General features: G+C 52.2%; 11 protein-coding genes. 7 read left to right on the top strand and 4 right to left on the bottom strand.

The window, feature by feature from the left end; genetic code table 11:
- Positions 1 to 238 precede the first annotated feature (238 nt).
- Entirely contained in the window at positions 239 to 3,115 is a 2,877-nt protein-coding gene (gene uvrA / locus NST69_RS28320; protein ID WP_342547711.1) for an excinuclease ABC subunit UvrA, read from the top strand.
- Between the two features lie 449 nt (positions 3,116 to 3,564).
- On the opposite strand, the gene NST69_RS28315 is transcribed toward uvrA, so the two are convergent.
- A complete protein-coding gene (locus tag NST69_RS28315; RefSeq protein ID WP_342547710.1) occupies positions 3,565 to 3,804 on the bottom strand; it encodes a DUF3977 family protein in 240 nt (79 codons plus the stop codon).
- A 198-nt stretch (positions 3,805 to 4,002) separates the two neighbouring features.
- Here NST69_RS28315 and gmd point away from each other — a divergent pair, with 198 nt between their 5' ends.
- The 4 genes from gmd to NST69_RS28295 all read left to right on the top strand — a co-directional run bounded on the left by gmd (position 4,003) and on the right by NST69_RS28295 (position 8,891).
- Entirely contained in the window at positions 4,003 to 4,992 is a 990-nt protein-coding gene (gene gmd / locus NST69_RS28310; protein WP_340957784.1) for a GDP-mannose 4,6-dehydratase, read from the top strand.
- A 343-nt stretch (positions 4,993 to 5,335) separates the two neighbouring features.
- Positions 5,336 to 5,545, top strand: coding sequence for a hypothetical protein (locus tag NST69_RS28305; protein WP_036721132.1), 210 nt, complete (start codon positions 5,336 to 5,338; stop codon positions 5,543 to 5,545).
- Between the two features lie 213 nt (positions 5,546 to 5,758).
- Positions 5,759 to 6,946: a trypsin-like peptidase domain-containing protein gene (locus NST69_RS28300; RefSeq protein ID WP_342547709.1), complete on the top strand. Its 1,188-nt coding sequence runs from the start codon at positions 5,759 to 5,761 to the stop codon at positions 6,944 to 6,946.
- A complete protein-coding gene (locus NST69_RS28295) occupies positions 6,927 to 8,891 on the top strand; it encodes a stalk domain-containing protein (protein WP_342547708.1) in 1,965 nt (654 codons plus the stop codon). The genes NST69_RS28300 and NST69_RS28295 overlap by 20 nt, the downstream gene beginning before the upstream one ends.
- A 105-nt stretch (positions 8,892 to 8,996) precedes the next feature.
- Here NST69_RS28295 and rfbC read toward each other — a convergent pair whose 3' ends face one another.
- Together rfbC and rfbA are read right to left on the bottom strand one after the other, a co-directional pair.
- Positions 8,997 to 9,551 carry a dTDP-4-dehydrorhamnose 3,5-epimerase gene (gene rfbC, locus NST69_RS28290; protein ID WP_342547707.1) on the bottom strand — a complete coding sequence of 185 codons (555 nt, stop codon included), beginning with the start codon at positions 9,549 to 9,551 and terminating at the stop codon, positions 8,997 to 8,999.
- Positions 9,552 to 9,572: 21 nt separating this feature from the next.
- Positions 9,573 to 10,451: a glucose-1-phosphate thymidylyltransferase RfbA gene (gene rfbA / locus NST69_RS28285; protein WP_342547705.1), complete on the bottom strand. Its 879-nt coding sequence runs from the start codon at positions 10,449 to 10,451 to the stop codon at positions 9,573 to 9,575.
- A gap of 267 nt (positions 10,452 to 10,718) precedes the next feature.
- Between rfbA and NST69_RS28280 the strand changes: the two genes are divergently transcribed.
- Positions 10,719 to 13,271: a DUF3656 domain-containing protein gene (locus NST69_RS28280; protein ID WP_342547703.1), complete on the top strand. Its 2,553-nt coding sequence runs from the start codon at positions 10,719 to 10,721 to the stop codon at positions 13,269 to 13,271.
- Between the two features lie 180 nt (positions 13,272 to 13,451).
- Here NST69_RS28280 and NST69_RS28275 read toward each other — a convergent pair whose 3' ends face one another.
- A complete protein-coding gene (locus tag NST69_RS28275; RefSeq protein WP_342547702.1) occupies positions 13,452 to 14,285 on the bottom strand; it encodes a hypothetical protein in 834 nt (277 codons plus the stop codon).
- Positions 14,286 to 14,472: 187 nt separating this feature from the next.
- Here NST69_RS28275 and galU point away from each other — a divergent pair, with 187 nt between their 5' ends.
- A complete protein-coding gene (gene galU, locus NST69_RS28270) occupies positions 14,473 to 15,360 on the top strand; it encodes a UTP--glucose-1-phosphate uridylyltransferase GalU (protein WP_339311798.1) in 888 nt (295 codons plus the stop codon).
- Position 15,361 lies beyond the last annotated feature (1 nt).

Genomic DNA, 15,361 nt, shown 5'->3' with positions numbered 1-15,361 from the left:
TGCGGCAAGCGGAAGCGAGCCGTACCCTGCTCTGTAAGTATAGCGGCCCCGTAGGGGTTAGCGGGCCTAATGCCCCAGTAGTCGTCCATCCACCCGCCTAATTCCTTCCGCCAAGTTTGCGGGTGTCCAGAGGGTGCAACCCTTGGGGCCCTCCCTTGGAAGGGAGGGTTTGGGAGGGATCGAAAATATTTTTCCAAAATGTTTTGAATTTTAATTTTCTCTTAAAGGAGAGGTACCGTTGGCACATGAAAGTATAGTAATCAAGGGCGCGAGGGCCCATAACCTCAAGAACATCGACGTAACGATTCCGCGTGACCGCTTTGTCGTGCTGACGGGACTGAGTGGTTCGGGCAAATCCTCCCTGGCCTTCGATACCATCTACGCCGAGGGTCAACGCCGGTATGTCGAGTCGTTGTCTGCCTATGCGCGCCAGTTCCTGGGCCAGATGGAGAAGCCGGACGTAGATTCCATCGACGGACTCTCCCCGGCCATATCAATTGACCAGAAGACGACTAGCCGTAACCCGCGTTCCACAGTAGGGACGGTTACCGAGATCTATGACTATCTGCGGCTGCTCTTTGCCCGGATCGGCCATCCGCATTGTCCGGATCATGGCATAGAGATCACTTCGCAGACCGTTGAACAGATGGTGGACCGGATCATGCAATACCCGGAGAAGACCCGTCTGCAGATTCTGGCCCCGGTCATTTCCGGCCGGAAGGGTGAGCATAAGGGCCTGTTCACAGATATCTCGAAGCAAGGCTTCGTCCGTGTACGTGTGGATGGTGAACTGCGCGAAGTGACGGAAGATATTGTACTGGAGAAGAATAAAAAGCATACGATTGAGGTTGTCGTTGACCGGATTGTAATTAAGGATGATATTGAGACCCGGCTTACCGATTCCCTGGAGACCGCGCTGAAGCTGTCCGGTGGTCAGATTCTCGTTGATGTGATGGGCCAGGAAGAGCTGCTGTTCAGTGCAAGCTTTGCTTGTCCGGTCTGCGGATTCAGCATAGAAGAGCTGGCGCCGCGCATGTTCTCCTTCAACAGCCCATTCGGAGCCTGCCCTGAGTGTGACGGGCTGGGGATGAATATGGTAGTCGATCCCGATCTGCTGATCCCGGATATGGAGAAGTCCATTGAAGAAGGAGCTTTCCTGGCCTGGACAGGCAGTACCTCGAACTACTATCCGCAGTTCCTGAAATCGGTGTGCGAGCATTTCAAGATTCCGCAGAATGTACCGGTAAGCAGCCTGTCGCCGGAGCATATGAACAAGCTGCTGCACGGAACAGGCAGCGAGAAGATCCGTTTCCGATATGAGAACGACTTCGGCCAGCGCAAAGACGCCCTGGTTGCTTTTGAGGGCATTATTCCGAATCTGGAGCGCCGGTACCGCGATACAGCCTCCGAAGGAATCCGTGAGTTCATTGAAGGCTTCATGAGCGCCAAGCCCTGCCATTCCTGCAAGGGCAAACGGCTCAAGAAAGAGATTCTGGCGGTGACCATCAATGAGCAGAATGTTGCGGATGTGACGGATCTTTCGATTGGAGATTGCCTGGACTTCTTCGCAGATCTCAAGCTTAGTGAGAAAGAAACAGCGATTGCCAATCTGATCCTCAAGGAAATCAGCAGCCGGCTCGGCTTCCTGGTGAATGTGGGGCTGAACTATCTGACCCTTAGCCGGGCAGCAGGCTCATTATCCGGCGGGGAAGCCCAGCGCATCAGGCTGGCTACCCAGATCGGCTCCAGTCTGATGGGTGTCCTCTATATTCTAGATGAGCCAAGTATCGGCCTGCATCAGCGGGACAATGACCGGCTGATTGCCACGCTTGCCCATATGCGCGACCTCGGTAATACGCTCATCGTCGTTGAGCATGATGAGGATACCATGATGGCGGCTGACTATATTATCGACATTGGACCGGGTGCCGGGAAACACGGCGGACAGGTCATTGCTCAGGGGACCCCGGAGGAGATTATGAAGGACCCGGGTTCCCTGACCGGTGAATACTTGAGCGGACGTAAGTTCATCCCGGTGACTTCCAAGCGGCGGCCAACCGATAATGAACGCTGGATCGAGATCCGTGGAGCGAAGGAGAATAACCTGAAGAATGTGAATGTAAAAATTCCGCTCGGTGTCTTCACAGCGGTAACCGGCGTATCCGGCTCCGGCAAGTCTTCGCTCATTAATGAGATTCTCTACAAAAGTCTGGCCCGCCAGTTGAACAAGGCGGTCAAGGTCCGTCCCGGCTTGCACAAAGAAATCCGCGGCCTGGAGAATCTGGACAAGGTCATCGAAATTGACCAGTCCCCGATCGGGCGTACACCGCGCTCTAATCCGGCTACGTATACAGGTGTGTTCGATGATATCCGTGATCTGTTCTCCAAGACGAACGAGGCCAAAGTGCGCGGCTTCCAGAAGGGGCGCTTCAGCTTCAATGTGAAGGGCGGCCGCTGTGAGGCGTGCCGTGGAGACGGCATTATCAAGATTGAGATGCACTTCCTGCCGGATGTATACGTTCCTTGTGAGGTCTGCAAAGGCAAACGGTATAACCGCGAGACGCTGGAAGTGAAATATAAAGGCAAGAATATCTCGGATGTGCTGGAGATGACGGTGGAGGATGCAACGGAGTTCTTCAAGAATATTCCGAAAATTCACCGCAAAATGCAGACCTTGCTGGATGTAGGCCTGGGCTATATCAACATCGGCCAACCGGGAACCACCCTGTCCGGCGGTGAGGCCCAGCGTGTGAAGCTGGCTTCCGAGCTGTACCGCCGCAGCACCGGTAAGACGCTGTATATCCTGGATGAGCCGACAACCGGTCTGCATGTGGACGACATCGGGCGTTTGCTTGAGGTACTGCACCGCCTGGTCGATTCCGGCGAATCGGTTCTGGTCATCGAGCATAATCTCGATGTCATCAAGACAGCCGACTACATCATTGATATGGGACCGGAAGGCGGCAGCGGCGGCGGCACGGTCCTTGCGACCGGGACGCCCGAGAAGCTGATCAGTGTGGAGGAATCCTATACGGGCCGCTACCTGAAGCCTGTCCTGATCCGTGATACGGAACGTACGCAGGCTATGGAGTTGCAGCCTTCGGAGACGGTGTAACTGTAGGAAGAGCGGTATAAAACCTAATAACCTCATTAACCCGAATACCCCATGCCCCCTTCTTACAAAGGGGGCACGGGGTATTTTAATATTGCGGCAGGTTTCACAAGTTTCATACATAATGGGAGCCAGGACGCGCGCTGATTAGGTGCAAGGGGAGGCTTAATTGCAATCTGTACAACTAAATCGCCGGATGTGGCGCCGAATCTCTGTTTAGCTGTATTTCGTGCAATTAAAATGCCTCTATACTTGGATTTTCGCCCATTCGGGCAAATGTAGTTGTACAAACTACAATTAGAATTGGAAAGCCTTCCGTATCATTGTTTTTAGTTGCACAGTATACACTTATCTCTGAGGGTTCGCTACGAACAGAATGCATTCTTTAAGTAAGCAAAAAAACGCACAACAGTAATGTTATCCGGTCAGGATTTTACATGATCTGCTCCCCGCTACAACTCACTACGGATGCCCAGGATAATCTTAAAACGGCGGGTAGTTTTAGATCTCCGTTTGAACCCTTCCCGTGAGTCTGCGATCCAGACGGTTTTTCCGATCCAGACCCGGATGTAGAAGGAACGGAAGATAACTGGCCGGACGATTCCCTGTACTTCAACCTCAGTGCCATCCGGCTGTTCAATCTCTGTTCGCACCAGCCACGTGTTTCCGATTCCAAATTCGATGTATTTCAAGAAGGGGGCACCGTTCTTTCTAAATAATTTGTACCGAGTCTTAAGATGGAATCCGAGGAGGGGGTCTAAGTATCAGTTGGGCTGCTTTATCGTTTGTATTTATAAGGACACTGGACAAGAAAGCGCTTAGACATATTCTGCAGGCTTTGTTAATAGGTATCAGTAAGCCTTACTACCTATGAAAATGAGGGGATTTAAATGACAAAGCGTGCATTAATTACAGGGATTACAGGACAAGATGGATCTTATTTGGCAGAGCTTCTGTTGTCAAAAGGATATAAAGTATTTGGTTTGCGCCGCAGAACAAGTATACCAATTATGGATAACATCGGACATCTAAAGAATGAAATCGAATTTATTGAAGGAGATTTGCTGGATCAGGGGTCACTGATGAGAGCGGTGAGCATCTCAGATCCGGATGAAGTCTATAACCTGGCCGCGCAGTCTTTCGTAGCAACCTCCTGGGTTCAACCTGTTGCAACTGCTCAAGCTACTGGAATGGGTGTTACCAATTTGCTCGAGGCGGTGCGTTTGACTAAACCGGCAGCGAGATTTTATCAAGCCTCAAGCAGTGAAATGTTCGGTAAAGTATTAGCAACACCGCAGAAAGAAACGACCCCATTTTATCCACGAAGTCCATATGGTGTGGCTAAAGTTTATGGTCACTGGATTACTGTTAATTATAGAGAAAGCTATAACATGTTTGCTTGCTCTGGGATCTTATTCAACCATGAATCGCCACGTCGTGGCATTGAATTTGTAACCCGCAAAGTATCTGATGCTGTGGCGAGAATAAAACTGGGTCTGCAAACGGAACTCCGGATGGGAAATCTGGATGCAAAAAGAGATTGGGGCTTTGCAGGGGATTATGTTAAAGCGATGTGGCTGATGCTTCAGCAGGATAAAGCGGATGATTTTGTAATCTCGACTGCGGAGACGCATACGATTGAAGAACTTGTAGATATCGCATTTACGCATGTAGGACTGGATTGGAAAGATTATGTTGTGGTTGATCAGAGGTTTGTTAGACCTGCTGAAGTGGATCTACTGCTTGGTGATTGCTCCAAGGCTAAAGAAAAGCTAGGCTGGGAACGGGAGGTTACATTTGAGCAATTGATCAAGATGATGGTGGATAGCGATTTAGCGCTCATCAATGAAGATTTAATTAAAGGTGATAAAGTATTGTAATCGTAGTATTGAGGTCCAGCCAGTCCACTCAGTCCACCAAGTCCAAACAGGCATATCTACAGCATGTCCGCCGTAAGATTCAATGAGAAGCTTTTACGTTGAATGATAGCAGCAGCTGTAGGCTGGATTGAGGTGGATTGGCTCCTTGAAAATTAAAAAAATAACAGCGGTCAATGATGAATATCGCCAATCCGAGGCGTGATTTAGCCATAAGGAATATTTTTTGTGACAAATACGCCGTTTTTAAAATATTTCTATTGCGTGACGGAAATGGTAACGATAACATAGAAGGTGATATGGATTAGAGAAACTTGCTTGACAACACTCTCAGGGAGGGATTGCCATGCTGCTTGCAGAAGCTGCCGCGCAAGAACCGTCTAAATTTCATACCTTCGATGCGTTTATGATTGTATTCACGATCCTGATACTTATCGGTGTGGTCCGGCTGCTTAGAGCTCCGCAGAAGAACAAATTTGCCATCGGTTTTGCAGTGGTAAGCCTGCTGGTGTTTGTGGTATCCGATTATGCAATGATTATGAACTGGTTCAGCTAGAGTAAAACACACATAACCTCAGAGGCAAGCTCATCTTAAAGACACCTTTACCGCCAGCGGCGATCCTAAAGGCGTCTTTTTTTGAAGATAAGAATCTATATGCTTCGCGCTATAATTATTATTATCTTTCTCGCTGAAACGGTCCGGTCCTTTCAAAAGGAAGGCAATGCCGTTTCCACTTGGAACATATTGTGCAGGAAAGAAGGGGAGAGCATGGGAATGGGGAGGAGCGGGACGGCCCGGGGCAGGGTGGTACTGCTGGGCACTATGCTGTTGATGTTGTCGGGATTCATAAGTCCAGCCGGTGTTGTTCATGGGGCGGTCTACAGCGGGATAGGAACATTAGAGGCTGAGAGAGGCACGGCTGTCAACGTAATGAAGGCCGGACAAGCAGGTACGGTGCACAAGGAGAGCAAGGGGCAATGGAGCCAGCCCGCAACAGCAGACCCGGTTCCGCAAATCATAAGCAGAGTCTCGCCGTCTGTAGTCGGCATTATCGGCAAAGCGGGCGGAGAAACCGGCGGACCGGATGACCGTTACAATCTGACCCACGGTTCCGGGATTATCGTCAGAGCAGACGGATGGATCATTACCAATGCCCATGTGATGGCCGGGCTGGAGAAAGCGGTAGTGGTCACCTCAGACGGGACGAGCTATAACATCACAGATACATACTCGGATGAATTCAGTGATCTTGCACTGGTCAAAATCAAAGCCAAGGCCCTAAAGCCCGCAACCTTCGCAGGCAGTGCCGCCAATCTTCAGGTTGGGGAGAAGGTGATAGCGATCGGGACACCGATCTCCTTTTCCCTGAGAAATTCGGCAACTGTAGGCGTAATCAGCGGTCTCAACCGTTCTGTCGATGCGGCGTACCGGCTGATCCAGAGCGATACGGCCATCAATCCCGGCAACAGCGGAGGACCACTGGTCAATATGAAGGGGGAGGTACTCGGGGTTAACAGTATGAAGTTCGCAGCTGTGGGTGTGGAAAATATGGGCTTCTCGATTCCCGCAGATACGGTGAAGTACATCATGAATCAGCTGCTCCAATATGGAGAGGTCCGGCGTCCGAGCCTCGGAATTGAGCTTGAGGAGAGCTGGCCCGTAATTGTCGGACTGCCTGGGCAGGAGCCATTAACAGTGACGAAGGTGCTTACGGCAGAAGCGCGCAAGGCAGGAATCACTACGGGAGATGCACTGTATGCCATAGACGGACATCGGGTAACTTCACTTGTCGATGTTAATGAGTTATTCAGACAGTACAAGCCGGGGGCAGTGGTCAAGCTGCTGATGCAGAGTGACGGCGATATCGTAGCCAGAAGCCTTGTTCTTGGACAAGGCGACCCTCTGGTGAGTGCCGCTAAGACGGAGGGGGAGACCGATGATCAGACGACAGAGTGAGGAGGCAGCAGGTACAGCCTGGCCAGGCAGCAGAGCGGGACAACTACGGCGCGGAGTGTCTGTTATTGTAGTGCTATTATTACTGCTCAGTCTCTTTCCTCCGGGAAGGGCCCAGGCGGCGGAGGGGGCTCTACTACAGCTTAGTCTTCAAGCGGGCAGTGCTTCTGCAACGGTTAACGGGAAGCCGGTCACGATTCCGAAGCCTTTTGCTGAGAATGGAACGCTGCTGGTCCCGCTGGGTATTTTCAAAAAAGCCTTCGGCAGCACCGTCTCCCTACAAGGCGATGATGTGGTGAAGGTTATGTACGGGCCGCATACCGGTGCGATGACGATAGGCAGCACGACTGCCTGGAAGGATGGTGTCAAAATTAAGCTCGCCGCGCCACCGCGTATGGTATCCGGTGTGCTGATGGTGCCGCTGAGGTTCGTGGCTGTAGTGCTCGGCGCACGGATAAATCCAACGGAGGGCGGTGGGGTACTGGTTACACTATCTCCTCCGGTAGCAGTAGTAGGAGTTGAAGCGCAGAGTGGAATTGACAGTGACGCCGGCAAAACCCGGATCGGCAACAGTTATCTGGAGTGGAGCATGAACTATCCGCCAGGGTTGGTCGTGGGCGACAGTGGAGGGAATGAGAGCGTAGCGACTTTTACGAGTGCAGAGAATGGGTATTATCTGGAGGTGCACGCTTCGCCGCTTGCCGTTCCGCTTGATGCCGAAGGGCTGCTGGAGAATCTGGTCCGCTCCTCGGAGGAGGGCGGGGAGATTGTGCTGGACCGGGAGGCTGTGTCTAAGGCCAAGGTTCCTTACGCCCGGACTGTGAGCAAGGATTCGAGCGGCGCGCTCTGGGAGGGCAGGCAATATTATGCCGGAGGCAGACTGTATGAGATCTATCTGACAGATGATAATGCAGCCAATTATAAGGATCTGGGCAAATATGCTGCGCTGCTGAATTCTTTTCAGCCCTCTTTTGACGCATCCGACCGGAGCATCCGCGACCTCTCCACGATCCGTAACGGGCTGCGAGAAGGCTACAACGATGACTACGGGATTGCGCTCAAGGTCCCTGCCGACTGGAGTGCGGATGACCAGCAGCTCTACTATGCGGGCAAGCAGGGGAGTTATCTGCGTGTAAAAGTAAGCTCCACCCCTGCGGGCTCTACGCTGGCAAGCTGGAACCAGGAACTGCAGTCACAGCTCCGTGACACCTATGTGGCTGAGGCCTACACCTTGAAGGACAGCGTAGCGGGCAAGGTCTCCGGTGAACCGGTGCTGATAAATGAGATCGGGCTTAACCCGGGCAGCGGGTGGAGTACGGAATATCAGATTTTGCTGCTGAAGAACGGGTACCGTTATTATTTTGAATATGTTGCGGCTTCTGGGCCCGAGCAGAGTGGTGACAAGGCGCGCTTCACTGAGGTACTGAACTCGATCGATATTGATTTTGCCCAGACGAAGAGTAACTTCGGACGCCTGGCGTCAGAGGATTATACCCAGCTCAGCCAGAAGTCAGTCACCAAGATCTCCAAGACCTACGGCTACAAGCTCGAGATTCCGCGGCTGTGGAGCCCGGTTCAGGATCTGTTTGAGAGCCAGAGCGTGGAATACCGCTTCACCGGCGGCCGGTTCCAGCTCTACGCCAGCCCCGAGGTTACGCCGGAATATGCCGTCGGCCAGTTGCAGGACTATTACCGAAACACCAAGCAGGATCCCAAGGGCCCGCAGGTAAAAAGCGTCACAGAAACCACCTTTGCCGGTATGCCAGCCACCATACTCACAGTAGAGCAAACTAAGAACAGCATCCCGGAGAGCACGAAAATCATTGTGTTCAGCCATAAGGATGTGGTCTACACGCTCACTATCACGCTGAACAATGCCAACGCTACGGCGAGCCAGCAGGCGGTGCTGGAGCGGGTGCTGGGGTCGTTTGGGTGGGTGGGGGAGTAGAAGGGTAATTAGTTTCTTGAGTAAGTGGAAAAACAATAAAAAACGTCCCAGGCTACTAAGAGCCGGGACGTTTTTTGCTGAATTAAACTAAAATTTTCAATTTGGTTAATACACAAAATTATGTCGGACGTCCTTTAACAGCGGCGCTTGTTCATCCTTGGCGGACAGAACAGGGGTGACATCGATCGGCCATTCAATGCCAATGTCCGGGTCATTCCACAGAATACCGCCGTCACATTCGGGCGCGTACAGCTCATCGCACTTGTACTGTACCTCGACATCCTCGGTTAGTGTTATGAAACCATGAGCAAACCCTTTGGGGATGAGAAGCTGCTTCTTGTTCTCAGCAGTTAGCTCAACGCCGAACCATTTGCCGTAGGAAGGACTGCCTTGACGGATGTCGACAGCTACATCAAAGATCGATCCGCGTGTACAGCGTACAAGCTTGGTCTGTGCCTTCGGGTTAAGCTGGAAGTGAAGTCCGCGCAGAGTCCCTTTTACAGCGGAATAAGATTGATTGTCCTGAACGAACTGATATCGGAGCTCTTGTTCATGGAATTTAGCTTCGCTGTAGGTCTCCATGAACCAGCCGCGGTGGTCTCCGAAGACTGCCGGTTCAACGACGAGAACATCTTCCAGATGGGTTTTGATAAACTTCATCGTATCCACTCTTTCTATGGTTTAAAATTGGATTTTACCTGTAGCGACCTTAATTAAATATTGGCCATATCCGGTCTTGCTCAGCTTATGTCCGCATTCCAGGAGATGTTCCTTGGTGATCCAGCCATTGACATAAGCGATTTCTTCGGGTGCAGAGATTTTAATCCCTTGATGGTCTTCAATGGTTCTGACGAAGTTGGTAGCATCCACCAGACTCTGGTGGGTTCCGGTATCGAGCCAGGTAAACCCGCGCCCCAGCAGGGCAACATCCAGCTCATCCAATTTTAAATAGGCTTCATTGATTGAAGTGATTTCCAGCTCGCCGCGGTGTGACGGCTTGACTTCCTTAGCAATAGAAATCACCCGGTTATCATAAAAGTAAAGGCCGGTAACCGCATAATTAGATTTTGGATGCTCCGGTTTCTCTTCGATGCTGAGGACCTTGCCGTCTCCGTCAAATTCCACCACGCCAAAACGTTCGGGATCGGGCACATGGTAGCCAAATACGGTCGCCCCGCTTGTTTTGTCGGCAGCTTGCTTCAACATCTTGGTCATGCCGTTTCCGTAATATATATTATCTCCGAGAATCATCGCTACAGAGTCTTCTCCGATAAACGATTCGCCCAGAATAAAAGCCTGTGCCAACCCATCCGGGCTCGGCTGGACGATGTACTGCAGTGAAATTCCAAATTGGGAGCCATCACCGAGCAAATGCTCGAACCGTGGTGTATCCTCAGCAGTAGAGATGATAAGAATTTCTTTGATGCCTGCCAGCATTAATGTGGACAGAGGATAATAAATCATGGGTTTATCATAGACCGGCAGTAATTGTTTGCTGGTTACCATTGTGAGAGGGTATAGCCGGGTGCCGCTTCCTCCCGCAAGAATTATGCCTTTCATAACTGTTTCAACTCTCCTTTTGCTGCATATAAATTTTGGGAACCGTGAGATCTTTTGCGTATTTATTCTTTTCTATTCATATTTTACGCTGGTTCTTCTTCATTTGTCTATTAAAGCAGGAGCTCTTGGCTATTTTAAGATAGATCCCTATGGAAAGTAAAATCCAAGTGTTTCTATTTTACTGGCAGACAGCTGTGATATTTGATACAATTAATAAGTTAAAAAGCTGTAAATGACCCGCCGATCAGGCGGTTTGGGAGGATATAAATGAAAGAGCAAGGAATACGCAGAGAAGACATAGAGCTGCTGGCTCCGGCGGGAGATTGGGACTGCATGCGTGCAGCGGTGGCGAACGGGGCGGATGCTGTCTTTTTTGGCGTAGAGAAATTCAATGCACGGGCCAGAGCGAACAACTTCCGGATGGACGAGCTGCCGGAGATTATGGCGTTTCTGCACAGCTATGGAGTGAAGGGGTTCCTGACCTTTAATATACTGGTGTTCGAGAATGAGCTGCCGGATGCCAAGGGACTGATTGATGCCTGTGTGGACGCTGGTGTAGATGCTGTAATCGTGCAAGACTTGGGGCTGGTGAAGATGATCCGCGAGATCTCTCCGGACTTCCCGATTCATGGTTCTACGCAGATGACGATCACCTCACCGGAAGCGGTGGAATTCACGAAGCCATGGGGGCTGGAACGTGTCGTACTTGGCCGTGAAAATAATCTGAAGCAGATCCGCACGATTGGCGAGCAAGCCCGCCTGCCGATGGAGGTATTCGTGCATGGTGCGCTCTGCGTGTCTTATTCGGGTCAGTGTCTGACCTCTGAAATGTGGGGCGGGCGCTCGGCGAACCGGGGCGAATGCGCTCAGGCCTGCCGTCTGCCGTATGATCTGATGATCGATGGTGAAGTGAAGCCGATGGGCGATGTGACTTATCTGCTGTCGCCGAAGGATCTTGCTGCCATCGACCTGATGCCGGAGCTGATTGAAGCCGGAGTGACCTCATTCAAAATCGAAGGCCGGCTCAAAACCCCGGAGTATGTTGCCAATGTGGTTAGTAAGTACCGTAAGGCGATTGATAAGTATTTTGAAGGTAACTGGACGCCTACCTCGAAGAAAGATATGCGTGAGCTACAACAGAGCTTCTCACGCGGGTTCACGAACGGTTTCCTTGAAGGCACCAATAATAAGAAATTAGTCGATGGCACCTTCCCCAAGAGCCGGGGCGTGTACCTGGGCACCGTGGAGCAGATTTTGCGTGATGGCGTGGTCTGCCGCATTCATGCTCCGCTTAAACGTGGAGACGGCATTGTGTTCGACGCCGGAGATCCGACGAAGAAGGAAGAAGGTGGCCGCGTCTACGACCTGCGCCGCAAAGGCGTCAAGCTGGAAGGTGAAGCCGGGGAAGGCTGGATCATCGACATCGTTCCGGGCCGTAATGACGTAGATCTGCGCCGACTGCATGTAGGAGACCGTATCTGGAAGACGAACGACCCTGCGCTCGATAAGGCGCTGCGCCAGTCCTACGAGACTGAAAAGCCGTACCGGGTATTCCCGGTCCATGTGAGAGTACAAGGCTGCGTGGGCGAGAAGCTGACGACCTGGTGGACAGACGTTCATAAGAACGTCACTGTCCGTGTGGATTCGGAGCTCGCGCTGGAGACAGCGCAGAAGCGTCCGATGGATACCGCGCTGCTGGAAGAACAATTCGGCCGGCTGGGCGGGACCCTGTTCCAGCTTGAAGCGCTGGAGTCGCATCTGCAAGGCGACGTAATCGTGCCCATGCGCGAGCTGAATAGCATCCGCCGCCAGGCGGTGGAGCTGCTTGCAGGCGAGCGCCCTAAGCCTCCCGTGTATGTGAAACGGGAGGTAGAGGTGTACGGCGGCGCGTCCCGCAGGGGCGCCGCAGCGGGCACCATCGCCGCAGGAGATGGCGCGGGGGCGGGCAGCGGTGGAGCGGAGCTCACCGCGCTGTGCCGCAGCCTGCCGCAGGTACAGGCTGCGCTCGAAGCCGGCGTAACGAATATATACGCCGATTTCGAGTTCATCAAGCAGTTCCCGGCGGCAGTAGACGCTGTGCGGGCTGCTGGGGCCAGCATTGCGCTGGCCACCCCGCGCATCCATATGCCGAACGAGAACGGCTACCATGCCAACATCCTGCGGCTGCAGCCGGATGCTGTGCTGGTGCGCAACACCGGTGCGCTGTATTATTACCTGCGCCACCGGATGGAGCACCCGGATGCTGTGCATCCCCGGCTGATTGGCGATTTCTCGCTGAATATCGCCAATCACAGAGCCGTGGATCTGTTCCTGGACGCCGGTTGTGACAGGGTGACACCGTCGTATGACCTGAACATTCAGCAGATGGTCGATCTGCTCGGGCACAGTGACACCTCCCGCATGGAGGTTGTTATCCACCAGCATCTGCCAATGTTCCATACAGAACACTGCGTCTATTGTACCTTCATGAGTGAAGGCACGGACTACACCAACTGTGGCCGTCCTTGTGAGGAGCAGCGTGCGTCCTTACAGGACCGCATCGGCATGTCCCATCCCGTCCGTGTGGATGAAGGCTGCCGCAACACCGTCTATAACGCGGTAGAGCAGTCGGGCGCTGAATACCTCAATCACTTCCGTGAGCTAGGCGTAGCTTCTTTCCGTGTTGAGTTCCTGGAGGAGACCCCAGAGCAGGTGGCAGAGGTTATCAGCCTCTACAGCCGCGCACTACGTGGCGAAATCTCCGGCACCCAGGTTTGGAAGAGCCTGAAGGCTACCAACCAGCTTGGGGTTACGCGCGGGCAGTTGGTGAATGCGAAGTAAATGAATCATACCCAATCGCAAGAGGGCTGGTTTCGTGTGTTTCACGCATATAACTGGCTAAGGCCATAATAAAAGGCCCGGCAGAAACCGGGGCCATCCAATCAGATGGCTCCCGATTCTGCCGGGTCTGTTTTTGTATCCCTAACTATCCCGCCAAGTCTTTTATCCACCCGTACTCCCTTACAACGGCAACAGCTCCGGCCAGATGTCCAGAGCTTCACCACAGGCCGGGCAGTTCACCTTTCCGGTGAGATAAGGCAATTGCTCCATCAGCTGACCGTTCTTGACGGCATGAGCTGCTTGCCATAGGCGTGCTAACGGGCTGTCTTCCGGCCGGACACTGCCAATCTCGGAAGGCGTAACAGCTTGACCATTCTCCTTGCCGCTGAATACCGGGTCGTCAGAATAGGCGGTCATCCCGGGGCAGTTCTCATCCGGCCAGATATACATTTCCTCATAACAGCTCGGGCATCCGACCATGTATTCATCGCCTTCCGCATAGGTCAACAATATACCCGCTACTGCCCGATCTCCCCGGTAGGCAGCATCTGCGGCGAGGATGTATCGCTTCTCCTGGTCATCCTTTTGAGCCCCTTCTGCGTAGCGGAAGATCTCTTCTGACAGCTTGCCCAGATTATCCACAGCGGATAGGTAGTCTGTATAAATCTCTTGGACAAGCTCCTCAGCAAGCGGCGGGTTCTGATGAGCAAATTCAGCAGGAAGATTTCCGCTGTGCACTGTCAATTGATTCGTCACGAAGATCCCGCAGGTCACGTAGATATCCAATCGAACTTCGGGATCATCCGACTGCCTGGCAAGCTGCGACAAATAAGGCAATGTGGCAAAAGTGATGCTGTAAATCGTGTCCTGATGGAACAGGTGCTCCCAGTACAGCTCATCTTTAACCTCGGTGCTATACTCCTTCTGCAACTGCTGCAGTAACCCGGGGACCGCTTCAGCCGGGCCGAAAGGGCCGTGAAGCTGTTGCCATACCGGACTGGATAAGTCTAACATGGATATCCTCCTCTTCGAATGGAAGTGCTGTATAGTGCTGTTATATCAACATCCAATTGCACCGTCAATGCCGGGTGTTCACCCAGAGATCTTCGTTCCGGTTTGTCCCTGCCTTAGTATACTGCCCAAAATCAGCAGGAACTGTTATAATTGAGATTATGAGTATATCTGTTAAAGGAGCCCTGAGATGAAGATCCGTAAAGCGATTATTCCTGCTGCCGGTCTGGGAACCCGTTTCCTGCCTGCGACCAAAGCGATGCCCAAGGAAATGCTGCCCATTGTAGACAAACCCACGATTCAATATATTGTTGAGGAGGCGGTTGCTTCCGGGATTGAAGATATCATTATTGTGACGGGTAAAGGCAAGCGCGCAATCGAAGACCATTTCGATAATTCATTTGAACTGGAATTCAATTTGGCGGAGAAGCAGAAATGGGAGTTGCTTGAGTCGGTGCGTAAATCCTCCGAGATGGCCGACATCCACTACATCCGTCAAAAAGAACCACGCGGCCTGGGACATGCTATCTGGTGTGCACGGAAGTTCATCGGTAACGAGCCCTTTGCCGTCCTGCTGGGGGATGATATCGTGGAGTCGAACAAGCCCTGCCTGAAGCAGATGATCGAAGTGTACGAGCAGTACAGATCCTCCATCGTCGGCGTTCAACCCGTACCTTGGGAGGATGTTTCCCGTTACGGGGTGGTAGACGGATCTGAATTAGCAGAACGTGTCTATAAAGCCAACCGGCTTGTAGAAAAGCCTAAGCGTGAGGACGCTCCATCCAACCTGGCGATCCTGGGACGTTATATACTGACTCCGCGTATCTTCGATATGCTGGGTGAGCAGCAGGTAGGTGTAGGTGGGGAAATTCAGCTTACTGATGCTATCTCACGCTTAAGCGAAGTGGAGCGGATAATAGCTTACGACTTTGAAGGCAGACGGCATGATGTCGGCGAGAAGATGGGTTTTATCCAGACAAGCATTCATTACGCGCTTCAGCATGAGGAGCTTAAGGAAGGGCTGCTAGAGTATCTGAAGGAAGTTATTGAGAACGAGGAGAGACTGATTAGCAGGTAAA

The organism is Paenibacillus sp. FSL P2-0089, assembly GCF_038595095.1.
Taxonomy (GTDB): domain Bacteria; phylum Bacillota; class Bacilli; order Paenibacillales; family Paenibacillaceae; genus Paenibacillus_AQ; species Paenibacillus_AQ silagei.
The sequence above is the reverse complement of the archived record's forward strand: the minus strand, read 5'-3'. Positions and strand labels throughout refer to the sequence as shown.

Bases quoted from the DNA above. Each gene is read 5' to 3' on its own strand.
- NST69_RS28295 (WP_342547708.1), top strand. From the start codon at position 6,927: ATGATCAGACGACAGAGTGAGGAGGCAGCAGGTACAGCCTGGCCAGGC.
- galU (WP_339311798.1), top strand. From the start codon at position 14,473: ATGAAGATCCGTAAAGCGATTATTCCTGCTGCCGGTCTGGGAACCCGT.
- NST69_RS28280 (WP_342547703.1), top strand. From the start codon at position 10,719: ATGAAAGAGCAAGGAATACGCAGAGAAGACATAGAGCTGCTGGCTCCG.
- NST69_RS28305 (WP_036721132.1), top strand. From the start codon at position 5,336: ATGCTGCTTGCAGAAGCTGCCGCGCAAGAACCGTCTAAATTTCATACC.
- NST69_RS28300 (WP_342547709.1), top strand. From the start codon at position 5,759: ATGGGAATGGGGAGGAGCGGGACGGCCCGGGGCAGGGTGGTACTGCTG.
- rfbC (WP_342547707.1), bottom strand. From the start codon at position 9,551: ATGAAGTTTATCAAAACCCATCTGGAAGATGTTCTCGTCGTTGAACCG.
- gmd (WP_340957784.1), top strand. From the start codon at position 4,003: ATGACAAAGCGTGCATTAATTACAGGGATTACAGGACAAGATGGATCT.
- rfbA (WP_342547705.1), bottom strand. From the start codon at position 10,451: ATGAAAGGCATAATTCTTGCGGGAGGAAGCGGCACCCGGCTATACCCT.
- NST69_RS28275 (WP_342547702.1), bottom strand. From the start codon at position 14,285: ATGTTAGACTTATCCAGTCCGGTATGGCAACAGCTTCACGGCCCTTTC.